The 11885-nt window shown below is 36.8% G+C and carries 7 protein-coding genes; 2 read left to right on the forward strand and 5 right to left on the reverse strand.

The window, feature by feature from the left end; genetic code table 11:
* Nucleotides 1-223 precede the first annotated feature (223 nt).
* From pgaD to ppsR, 5 genes are all read right to left on the reverse strand, one after another.
* The gene (gene pgaD / locus G8E00_RS09840; RefSeq protein WP_166224203.1) at nt 224-715 is read right to left on the reverse strand and encodes a poly-beta-1,6-N-acetyl-D-glucosamine biosynthesis protein PgaD; all 492 of its coding nucleotides are present in this window, start codon (nt 713-715) and stop codon (nt 224-226) included.
* A complete protein-coding gene (pgaC, locus tag G8E00_RS09845) occupies nt 712-1956 on the reverse strand; it encodes a poly-beta-1,6-N-acetyl-D-glucosamine synthase (protein ID WP_166009361.1) in 1245 nt (414 codons plus the stop codon). Before pgaC ends, pgaD begins: the two co-directional genes overlap by 4 nt.
* Complete coding sequence (gene pgaB, locus G8E00_RS09850) at nt 1953-3770, reverse strand: poly-beta-1,6-N-acetyl-D-glucosamine N-deacetylase PgaB (RefSeq protein ID WP_166224206.1); 1818 nt, start codon at nt 3768-3770, stop codon at nt 1953-1955. The genes pgaC and pgaB overlap by 4 nt, the downstream gene beginning before the upstream one ends.
* Nucleotides 3770-6181 carry a poly-beta-1,6 N-acetyl-D-glucosamine export porin PgaA gene (pgaA, locus tag G8E00_RS09855; protein ID WP_166224209.1) on the reverse strand — a complete coding sequence of 804 codons (2412 nt, stop codon included), beginning with the start codon at nt 6179-6181 and terminating at the stop codon, nt 3770-3772. The genes pgaB and pgaA overlap by 1 nt, the downstream gene beginning before the upstream one ends.
* A 1410-nt stretch (nt 6182-7591) precedes the next feature.
* Entirely contained in the window at nt 7592-8428 is an 837-nt protein-coding gene (ppsR, locus tag G8E00_RS09860) for a posphoenolpyruvate synthetase regulatory kinase/phosphorylase PpsR (protein ID WP_166009355.1), read from the reverse strand.
* Nucleotides 8429-8582: 154 nt separating this feature from the next.
* On the opposite strand from ppsR, the gene ppsA reads away from it, so the two are divergent.
* Both ppsA and G8E00_RS09870 read left to right on the forward strand, forming a co-directional pair.
* Nucleotides 8583-10961: a phosphoenolpyruvate synthase gene (ppsA, locus tag G8E00_RS09865; protein ID WP_166009353.1), complete on the forward strand. Its 2379-nt coding sequence runs from the start codon at nt 8583-8585 to the stop codon at nt 10959-10961.
* Between the two features lie 81 nt (nt 10962-11042).
* Nucleotides 11043-11846 carry an RDD family protein gene (locus G8E00_RS09870; protein ID WP_166224212.1) on the forward strand — a complete coding sequence of 268 codons (804 nt, stop codon included), beginning with the start codon at nt 11043-11045 and terminating at the stop codon, nt 11844-11846.
* Nucleotides 11847-11885: the final 39 nt, after the last annotated feature.

An 11885-nucleotide genomic window follows, 5' to 3' on the forward strand; every position in this document is an offset into this window, starting at 1 on the left:
AGATTAAATTTTGCATGAAATATATTTTATCTAAAACGTACTGCTCTCCTTCTTTCTCTTACGCTTCATATAGCGTAAGAGAAAGAAATTTAGTTTATTCTGAACATGATTCTCTATACAACTCCAAGCGTCTTTGGAGATTTAAGTATTGAGCAGTAGAGCAAAAATCTTAGCCACAAAAAAAAGAGGTCGAAACCTCTTTTTTTTATTTCAATGATCAAGATTAACTAATTTTTTGCTTCAGCTCATAATCAAATAAATGGCCACTTTCGTCATAATGCAACACAATATTTTTTGAATGCTGCATCGTATCAAGCTCTTGACTACTTACCGATAAGTACTTGGAAAGGACATGATTGTCTACATCTTCCACTTCGTCCTGATTATTGACATTAGCAAAACGAATCCAGTTATAACTTGCCCATAAAAGTAACGTTGTACCGAAAAGTACAATTAATGCACCTAACCATGCAATATTCATCAGCTGCACATTTAATTTCTCAGCAAAAATATAACTTTTAATTAAATTACCTTGAAATATCCATAACATCAGCGTAAATAATGGAATAAATAGAAAAGTCCAAAATGACCAACCTAGCAATTGTAAAACATAAAATTTAGACTTATTTTTGACGAGTTTTGGTTGGTCAATAAATTTAGGTATATCTAATTTTGATACATCACTAATAATGTCTACTTTATCTGAATTATTCATTCATCTTCACCTCTAAAGCCACGATCTGGGCTGACCCATCTCGCACGTTTATTACGATTGAAAAATGCTTTTGGTACAGCAACAACAGTGGTTGCAACTGATAGCAACCAGAAAAACAACGGATACCAAATGACCCAAAAATAATTTCTAAAAAAGCGTTGGTCATCGTATCGTTTGTCGATATATAAACTGATGAAAAACTGGATAAGACAAGTGACGGCAAGAATCACACCATACCACTGTGGCATCAGTGATTTAATTTGCCATTCATGAGGAAAATCAATCACAAACCCTGCAAAAAACAGCACAATAATCATTAAAATGAGGTACGACCAAATCACACTAATGCCTGCTTCAAGAACCACTGGCCACATTCTTAAATATTTAAAATTCAACATTTTAGGAATGTAAGTTATCAGCACTTCAACACCACCTTGCGCCCAACGAACCCGTTGCTTCCATAAACCTGTGAACGTTTCTGGCATAAAAATGTAGCAAAGCGCTTTAGGAACATAGTGAATATTCCAGCCCTGCATCTGAATCTTCCAAGAAATATCAATATCTTCAGTAATTTTCTCTTCTGACCAGAACCCAACCTGCTCTAAAGCCGTTTTTCGGAAACCAGCAATCACACCAGAGACTGTAAAAATTCGTCCATAAGTTCGTTGAGCACGTTTGATTAATCCAATAATCGAAGAAAACTCACCAACTTGGAGTTTTCCTAAAATACTGGAACGATTTAGAATTCTTGGGTTCCCTGTGACCGCACCGACATGAGCAAATTGAGTAAGATGATGCATCATCCAGAGTGCCGCATGAGGATGCAAAAGCGCATCACCATCAATACAAATCAAATATTCATATTGACTAAGCATCGCGCCCGAACGCAGTGCAAAGGCTTTACCCTGATTGGTCGCCAAATGCACAACACGCAATTTTTCGTATTTTTCAGCCAATTCATCTAAAATTTCTGCGGTTCGATCTGAACTTCCATCATTAACAGCAATGACTTCAAAATTTGGATATTGTGTTTGCAAGGCATAACGAATAGTTGATCTGACTTGGTCTTGTTCATTGAAACACGGGATGATAATGCTACACCCCTGAGAAGGTGGCTCAGGTAGTTTTTCTGCCTTAAATTCGTATTTGATAAAAAACCAAACACCACCAATCATCCATGTCCAAGCCATGACCAACGGATATAAAAAAGCAAAAAAGAATAAAAACTCGATAACTGTCATTTACGAACTCCTAATTTGCTTTGCAACACAAACGGTTCTCGATATGTCAGTGGACTTCCATTCAAACTCAAAGGCGTATATAAATACTTATGTACAGCTTGCGCATTCTTTTCACTATATTCACCAATACCCGTTTTTTGAAAACCTGCAGCTTGTAAATCTAAAAGACTTTTTTGCAAGTATTTCCATTCTTTTTCTGTTTTCGCATGACCATCCAGAGTTACTAGAATTTTTGCCCGTTGAACTGCATTAAGCTGATTCTTTTGAGCTAAAAATTTTTTAAAAACTTCAGGTTGCTGAATTGGATCGATTTTAATATTAACAATATCAATATGATCAATCAGATCAGAAACAGTTCGTGGCAACCCAGGAAAACTGGTATTTTTCAGCGGAAATTGCACTGCGGTATAAAGTGTATTACTAATATTTAAGTATGGACGTGTTCTTTTCTTTGTTTCACGTATAAGTGACACAGTTTGATTCATCTGTTGCTCACATTGTCCATCAAGTGCATATTTTTCTTTTAACGAACAATCAAATGTGTCTCCGACCTGCAGCATGAGCCCATCAAGATTTTTATTGTTTTGAATCAAGTTCGCAGCCAAATCCATGACTAAGTTAGGGCGCTTCGGATCTGGATATAGTGGCAATTCTGCATATACGCTATGAAACACACGTGTACGTGTTTGCCAACTCACTCGGTTCATTAAATCTTGTGCGACAGGTAAATATTGATTTGGGAAAAAAGCTTGATCGTAAACACCATCACCATCTACATCTTTAAGCACCTTCAAGATCATCGTGTTGGTTTTCAAAGCATTCAAATTTTCTAAAGTCTTGCCTAACTTAATATTTCCCTCATCATATGTAGGAGATTGAATGTCAGACAAATCGAAAGTAACTGAACGCATAAGATTGAATGAATCATAAACGGTATAATTTAGGGTAGATGTCATCTGTTCATGGATTTCTTCGACAGTTGGGTTACCCATAATCAAGCCACGTTGAAAACTTCCATCATGCGGAAAATTCAGACTGTCCTTACCTAAACTAAATGACAAAGGTAATCCCGCTTTTGCTGCAATATTTTGAACTTGTACATTGACTGCACCATAAGGCCAAATGACTGTATCAATTTTGGTACCAAGCTCCTTTTCCAACACAGCTTTAGACTCAGCAAGATCCTTAAATATTCGTTGTTCGTATTCAGCATCAGTTTCATAACGGTTTAGGTGAGGGAAATACTGATGTGTAACTGCTGCAGGTTGTTCATTTTTTTGAGGATTGGACAATATTCCTTTATGCAAATCATGTGAATGCGTTGCAAATTCAGCATACCCAGATTTGCTCATTTCACGCATTTGATCCCAATTCATGAGATTCCCTTGACCATAAGCTTCATAAGCTGCTTTGGTATTCCCATTGGTCCAACTGGTGACTACAGCAAATACTGCCGGCATTTTGTATTGCTTTAACAATGGGAAAACTTGGGTATAACTACTTAATGCACCATCATCAAAACAAATCAGTACTGCATTCTCTGGCAAAGGCTTCCCAGTTTTCACAGATTCAGAAAGTTGCTTTAAGGTGATGGGTTGCCATTTGGATTTATTTAACCATTCAAAAAATTGAACCAAGTTTTTAGTGCTTATGGCGTAATAGTCTTTATCCCCTTGCTTCAATACATCACTACGGACATCATGAAATGTGATTCCAATAAAGCTATTTTCGGGCAAAGTTTCATTATATTCTGCTTGTGAAATCACAGGTAAACTCATCAAACAAGCTGCAATGCAACGACTTAAAAAATTCATTAGAAACGCCCCTCAAATCCTAAAGTGCCATAAAATTGTTTTTCTCTTTCACCGTCATAAGGGTGTATGGACCAACCCACGCCATACTGTAATCCCCATAACCGATTGATTTGCCATTTATGACGATACTGAAGATCTAAAACGGGCTTTGTACCGTAATCGGTTTGATGAAATGCACCTGCGCTCATTGAAAATTTTTGTATGAATGATTTTTCATAACGACGCCAAGTCAACCAGTCATGGCTAAGATTAACCTCTGCACTTAAACTGCGCTTCGGACTAAAATAACTGGTTTGATCCAAACTGTTATGACCAAAGTATGTACTCACACCAGCACGTGTTGTGTGATGTGCGCTTGAATAAACGTTTTGACTGTAATTGGCTGAAATTTCTTGTCTTAAATTACCATCTGTAATGTCAGTAATTTGGTAACCAAAACCCGCCTGACGTGATTCATTCTGCTTCCAGTTAATTCCCATGCCATAGGATTTACCTTTTTCACCCAATTTAAGGGCTTGTAATGGAATAGCCGCCATCGAATTAAAATCTAAATTGTATTGCCAATGGTCATTTAAACGATGATCCCAATCGATGCGTACACCTGTACGATCACTTCGATCTAGATCTTGAGACAAAAGAACAGTCGCTGATTTTCCTCGTTTTTCCCACTGAGCACCCACACTTAAACGCTGTTCACGAATATCACCGGCACGATAATTACCTTCACGATTGCCATATTCTGCAATTGCACGATAGTGGTCTTTAATCCATGGGGAATTTATACGTGTTGTCGTTTCAAAATCTCGCGTACCCTTTAAATTTTCAAGCACACGTTGTTGATCGGATTCACTCTTAGAAATTCTGGTTTGATGAGAAATCGTGGCGTGATTACGGTCATTTAATTCATTTAAACTTTTGGTGATGCTAGTGTCTGTTGGATAAAACAAATTTAAATTTTGAGTGTTATATCGCCAAGCTGCGATATCACCCAAAGCTTGTGCATTTTGCATACGGTTAATAAGTGTTGCTTTACTTTCTGGCTTTATGCCATTCAATCGACTTAATGTCCGTTCAGCTTGCAAGGGTTTTTCTCTCCAGCGCTGAGTCCGAGCAAGCAAATTGATGTATTCATCATTATTTGGAGCTTTTGCTACAATATCTGTAAGATTTTTCTCAGCCAAATTCATTCGATTTGAATATGAATTTGCAGTTTCCTTCAAGCCAATATATTCAGCACGATCTGGATGAACGCGACGTTCCGCACCTTTAGCCTCACTATATTGATAGGTAGGTAAAAGTTTATCGATATCATTAACCAGCTGATTGGCTTCTTTATACTTTTCTTGCTCAATCAGGGAATAATACAAAGCAGTATAAAGTTTCATATCTGCATAATTTTTTTCTTTAAGCAAAGATTTATAGATCGTTTCAGCTTTTTGAGGTTGCTTTAAAGCCAAATATGAATCAGCAATTGCATTTCTCACAAATGCAGGCATTTTTTCAATGGGTGTATTTAAGGATTCAGCTAATTGGATGGCTTCGCTGTGTCGATCACGATAACTCAAAGCATAGATATAGTTATAATAAAACTTTAAATAATATGCAGATTCTGGTGTTAAGCTCTTTTGATACTCATGTGTAGACGCCAATATCGAATCCAACATGGTAAAACTTTCATTATCTGTTTCCCCTTGTTGTGATAGATATTTTTGATTCTTAATGGCCTCATTAATTTTTTGAGAAAAATCACCTAAATAAGCTTCATTATAAAACTTACCATCAGGATCAATTGACTTGCGTTCTTGTACCAAAGACAACACTTGATTATAAGAACCATTTGCCATTAAGGCCAATAAATACTCATGTTGAACAGCAACAGAATCAGGTTGTAACGCAAATGCTTTTTGAATCGTTTCAAGACCTTCTATTTGCATATCTACCACTCGATATGCATAAGCCACTTGAACCTGTTGATCGATTGTCAGCTGATCCATTTTAATTTTAGCAAGTTGTTGTATCGCCAATTTTTTCTGCATATTTTCAGCAAGTAAAACTGCCTTTAGGACATCAAGCTGTGTATCTGGCTGAACATGGATAAAACCATCGACCAACATGAGTGCTGTATCAAATTGCTTTAAATCTCGAAAAGATTTGATGGTCGCCAATTGGGCATATTGAGGATAAGTTTGAAAATTGATCCTTTTCGCTAAGTCAAAATCATCAGAACTAAACTTATTCTGTTGTTTTGCAACCACAATATAGTCCGCGATAACTTTTTGGCTATTGGGAGAAATTTCCAAAAGTTTTTTAAGCGCAATTAAACCTTCATTAGCCTGGCCATTGCGCACATCCAAGACAGCTTGTTCACGTAAACGATCTATTTTCTCTTGATCAAAATAATTTTCAGCCATAGAAAATTGTGTTGATAACAAAAACAAAAATATCGGGGTAGAATAATAAAAATGAGTCATAAATTTGGATTTCATTAGAGTTATATTTCAATTCGCTCGATGGTATAAATGAGGCTGTATTCTTGTTTTCAGGATATTATGCAAAATGTATCAACATTATCGTTAACTAATGTAATGATGTTTATGACATTAAAAATCAAACAACGTACATATTTTCAAAGTATTAGAAAAGTTACACAGACGCTCAGGTAATAGCGGGGAAATTTCATGTACATTTAATGTTATGAGTTGTAAAAACTATTAAAATTCACATGGCAAAAATTCACTCAAAAATCTGATTTTTCGGGGCGAATACTAATATTGTTTTATGAGTAAACTGTGAACAGAACGTGAGTATTCGTATAAAAAAAGATATTTTCTTACATCAATTTACAGAAAGAATTTCAAGAGAGAATTTCTAAATTCGAGACTTTTTTAGATTATTTTATATTTTATTATTCATGTATTATTGATTAGATTAATTTCAAAAACTTCTAAGTAAAATAAGATTTAGCAACTTAATTTTCTTTAAAGTATTCATAATACAATCATTAAAAAAATTGCAGTTATTTTCACTAAGATAGATCGATGATATAAATTAATTAAATCTCAATTATTTTGTTATCCATCTTATAAAATATAAAAAATTCATTATGTTAAAAATTTAATGCTAAAATATACAAGCATCCGTTTTTGTTTTTCATTTCGTAGATTTAGATTCTGTTGCTCAATCCCCATCTTGAACGATCAATAAAAAGAAAACATTTCCATCATGGTGTTTTATTTCATGTGAAATATAATGTTTTTACTTCAAAATAATTACAGGCTGATAGATGATTTTTTATTTAAAAAATCAATTACAATACTACAACGTTGTAACTTTACTGTTTTTTATTTAAATGTATCACCTATAAAATTCTTCACTTGGGTGTAATTTTCACTTCTTTTGTCTTGAATCTCCAATGCACCCTGTCCATCCTAAGTTTATAATTCATTCCAAAATAGTCATTCATGGCAATAGTAAAGGATGGATTTTAATCAAAAAAGTTATTTTTCTTATGGGAATTTATTGCCGGCCACTGATTAAGGAAAAATGTTTGATCTGCATGAATGTAGCCAAAGCAAGTTCGTTATCCACTTTGAATCGATCTAACCCAACGAGACTATTCACAATATAAATAATCACATCAAATATAGAAATAAAGGGCGAAATTTACAAAAACAGAGCTTTCTATAGTCAAAATTAATTATATAAAATAACGCTGTTAAAATTAGAAATAACGATAAGTTTCACCAAAGCTACTCAAAAAAAAGGAGCTCAGCTTTCGCTTAACTCCTTTTTCAATTAAAACTCAATGACGTTAATCAAATTTAACCAATACGACGTTTTAGTCCAGTCATTTGCAAGACACGAGTCGAGATTTCCTCAATCGACATTTCAGAAACATTCAGATATTTAATCCCTTCAGAAATATAAATCCCTTCAACTGCTCTGAGTTCCATTTGACACTGGCTAAAACTCGCATAACGACTGTTGGCTTTACGTTCTGAACGAATTGCAACAAGTCGCTCAGCATCGATCATCAACCCAAAAAGCTTTTGTTTGTGTGCCTTTAATACAGCAGGCAAACGATTATCATCCAAATCTTCTTCTGTGAGTGGGTAGTTCGCTACACGTATACCGAATTGTAAGGATAAATAAATAGAAGTTGGTGTTTTACCCGAACGAGATACCCCAATTAAGATCAAATCTGCTTTATCGTAATGACGAGTACGCGCACCATCATCATTATCTAAGGCAAAATGTACCGCATCAATACGCGCTTTATACGACTCAGAATCTGTTACAGCATGGGTTTGTCCGACTAAAGTTGTAGGCGCAGTTACAAGCACCTCAGATAGCTTACTAATTAACCCTTCAAACACGTCTAAATTGACTGCATTTGCGGTATTAATAATGTCACGAACCAATGGATCTACCAGTGTATCGAACACCAAAGGAAGCTGCCCGTCTTTCTCAGCGCGTCTATTAATTTCCTCTACAACCGTTGTGGCAGCTTCTTCTGAGGTAATATAGGGAATAATATGAATGTCAAAATCTACATGCGGAAATTGTGCTAATAAGGAGTGACCTAATGTTTCAGCGGTAATCGCTGTTCCATCAGAAATAAAAAAAACACTTCTTTTAATTTCTTTACTTTCTGACATTAAAATACTCCTCAATTATTTGTCTAAGTGCGATATAATCTTTATAGTAAACCGATCTTACATGACTGTCGCTCAGTAATCCCATTTTACTGGGCTTTTTGTAATAATTTCATGCCAAGATAGTGATTAATACTGCAAAAGTGGAGTAACAACTTTGGAAGCACGCGTAATCGGTCTGGAAAAACTAGGAAAACACGACGTTGAGATCGTGGGTGGCAAAAACTCTTCACTTGGTGAAATGATCAGTCATTTAGCTAATGCTGGCGTATCAGTACCAGGTGGATTTGCAACAACTGCTACTGCATATCGTGAATTCCTTGAGCAAAGCGGATTAAACGCTAAAATTTCAGCTGAATTAAAACAACTTAATGTTGATGATGTAAATGCGCTTGCTGAAACTGGTGCAAAAATTCGTAAGTGGATTGTAGACACCCCGCTTACGCCAGCTTTAGAGAAAGAAGTTCGTGAAGCATTTATTGCACTCTCTAGCGGCAACCACGACATTGCGGTTGCCGTTCGTTCATCTGCGACTGCAGAAGATTTACCAGATGCTTCATTTGCAGGTCAGCAAGAAACGTTCTTAAACATTCGCGGTATTGATAACGTTCTTATCGCAATTAAAGAAGTTTTTGCTTCACTTTATAATGACCGTGCTATTGCATACCGTGTACACCAAAACTTTGACCATGACATCGTTGCATTATCTGCAGGTGTTCAACGTATGGTTCGCTCTGAAACGGGCGCTTCAGGTGTAATGTTCACACTTGATACTGAGTCTGGTTTCCGTGATGTAGTATTTGTTACAGCATCTTATGGTTTGGGTGAAATGGTTGTTCAAGGTGCAGTAAACCCTGACGAATTCTACCTATCTAAACCTTTATTAAATGCTGGCAAGCACTCAGTATTACGTCGTAATCTTGGTTCTAAACACCAAAAAATGATTTATGGCGATGAAGGCACTACAGGTAAGTCTGTCGTTGTCGTTGATGTTGAAAAACAAGATCGTCAACAATTTGCTTTGAATGACCAAGAACTTCAAGAACTCGCACGCCAAGCTTTAATCATTGAAAACCACTATGGTTCTCCGATGGATATCGAATGGGCTAAAGATGGTGATGATGGTCAAATCTATATCGTTCAAGCTCGTCCAGAAACTGTAAAAAGTCGTGAAAATGTCGGCACAATGGAACGTTACCTATTAAAGCAAAAAGGTACGGTTCTGTGTGAAGGTCGTTCAATCGGTCAACGTATTGGCTCTGGTAAAGTTCGTATCGTTTCTTCTATCAAAGAAATGGACAAAGTACAAGACGGTGATGTACTCGTATCTGACATGACTGACCCAGACTGGGAACCAGTAATGAAACGTGCTGCCGCTATTGTCACGAATCGTGGTGGTCGTACGTGTCACGCAGCAATTATCGCTCGTGAATTGGGTGTTCCAGCGATTGTGGGTTGTGGTAATGCAACTGAAGTGCTTGTAGATGGTCAAGAAGTGACTGTTTCATGTGCTGAGGGTGACACTGGCTTCATTTATGAAGGTGCGTTAGATTTCGAAATTCAACGCAACTCGATTGAATCAATGCCTGCGCTACCGTTCAAGATTATGATGAACGTGGGTAACCCTGACCGTGCATTTGACTTTGCGCAAATTCCAAACGAAGGTATTGGTCTTGCGCGTTTAGAATTCATTATCAACCGTATGATTGGCGTGCATCCTAAAGCATTACTTAACATTGAAAGCTTGCCACGTGAAACACGTGCTGCTGTGATGACACGTACTGCAGGTTATGCATCTCCAATCGAATTCTATGTCGAAAAATTGGTTGAAGGTATTTCTACCCTTGCTGCAGCATTTGCTGACAAACCTGTGATTGTGCGTATGTCTGACTTTAAGTCAAACGAATATGCAAACTTGATCGGTGGTAAGTTATACGAGCCAGAAGAAGAAAACCCAATGCTTGGTTTCCGTGGTGCAAGTCGCTACGTATCAGACAACTTCCGTGACTGCTTTGAACTTGAATGCCGCGCATTGAAGAAAGCACGTGACGAAATGGGTCTGACCAACATTCAAATCATGATTCCATTCGTACGTACTGTAAATGAAGCGAAGCGTGTTATTGAACTGTTGGCTCAAAACGGTCTTAAACGTGGTGAGAACGGCCTTAAAGTCATTATGATGTGCGAATTACCAACCAATGCTCTATTGGCTGAACAATTCCTTGAGCACTTCGATGGCTTCTCAATTGGTTCAAACGACTTAACTCAGTTAACGCTTGGACTTGACCGTGACTCAGGTATCGTTTCTCACTTGTTTGATGAACGTGACCCTGCAGTGAAGGCACTCCTTTCTATGGCAATTCAAGCATGCCGTAAAGCAGGCAAATATGTCGGCATTTGTGGTCAAGGTCCTTCAGATCATCCTGATCTAGCACAATGGCTTATGGAACAAGGTATTGAATCAGTATCTTTAAATCCAGACTCTGTTTTAGATACTTGGTTCTTCCTTGCAGAAGAAAAGACTAAACAAGTTTAAGAAAACATGTTAAAAAAAGACCCTTCATGGGTCTTTTTTTTTACCCATCACTTTTTTGATTAAGTTTGAGATTTTAGTTTTATGCAAATTTACCTGGCGAGAAATAATCAACAAGCTGGTCCATATGACCTAGAGCAACTCAATCAAATGCTAGCGAGCCAACAAGTGCTGCTCACAGATTTAGTATGGCATCAAGGCATGCAAGAGTGGAAAGCTTTAGGTGAGCTCACACAAGGCCAACTTTATTACCAGCCTAAGCTTTCTACCTCATCAGAAGAAAACAACGCAGAGACTCAATCAGGGGCAGTAACGAGCACCTATCAAAATCCTTCTATCCAAAATATTAGTGTTGAGAAAAAACAGCAAAAAGTTGAATTAGCTTCTATCGGATCACGATTTTTAGCGAAATTGATTGACCTTGCGCTATGGCTTCCAGCAACCTACTTGCTAACTGCTTTTTTTACCCCAGAACAAGAAATAAAATTCACCCAATTAAATGAGCAATTTACTCAAACGATTTTAAATCAAACGGGCAACACAGCTTTAGCAGAACAACTGCAAAATCAAATTTTACAACTCATTCCACAGCAAGCTATTTTTGCAGCCCTTGCTTATTTACTGATTATGCTCGGTGTTCAAGCATTCTTTATTGCAAAATCAGGACAAAGCATTGGGAAAAAAATTGTCAAAATTCGCATTGTAGATGCCACAAATAATCAACAAGTCAGTTTATTTCGTGCGTTCACTATTCGTTCAGTGGTCTTTGTTTTTTTCAATCTAATCCTCGCCCCCTTCCTTAGTATAATTGACTTTTTATTTATTTTAGGTGCGAAAAGACAAACTTTGCACGATAGATTGGCAAAAACAATCGTGATTAAAAACTGATTTTTACATTTAAGAGGAGCCAAATCTCCTCTTTCAAAA

Source organism: Acinetobacter shaoyimingii, assembly GCF_011578045.1.
GTDB classification, from domain to species: Bacteria; Pseudomonadota; Gammaproteobacteria; order Pseudomonadales; family Moraxellaceae; genus Acinetobacter; species Acinetobacter shaoyimingii.

Excerpts from the sequence above, each read along its gene's own strand:
- pgaA (WP_166224209.1), bottom strand. The coding sequence starts at position 6,181 with ATGGCTGAAAATTATTTTGATCAAGAGAAAATAGATCGTTTACGTGAA.
- G8E00_RS09870 (WP_166224212.1), top strand. The coding sequence starts at position 11,043 with ATGCAAATTTACCTGGCGAGAAATAATCAACAAGCTGGTCCATATGAC.
- pgaD (WP_166224203.1), bottom strand. The coding sequence starts at position 715 with ATGAATAATTCAGATAAAGTAGACATTATTAGTGATGTATCAAAATTA.
- pgaC (WP_166009361.1), bottom strand. The coding sequence starts at position 1,956 with ATGACAGTTATCGAGTTTTTATTCTTTTTTGCTTTTTTATATCCGTTG.
- ppsR (WP_166009355.1), bottom strand. The coding sequence starts at position 8,428 with ATGTCAGAAAGTAAAGAAATTAAAAGAAGTGTTTTTTTTATTTCTGAT.
- pgaB (WP_166224206.1), bottom strand. The coding sequence starts at position 3,770 with ATGAATTTTTTAAGTCGTTGCATTGCAGCTTGTTTGATGAGTTTACCT.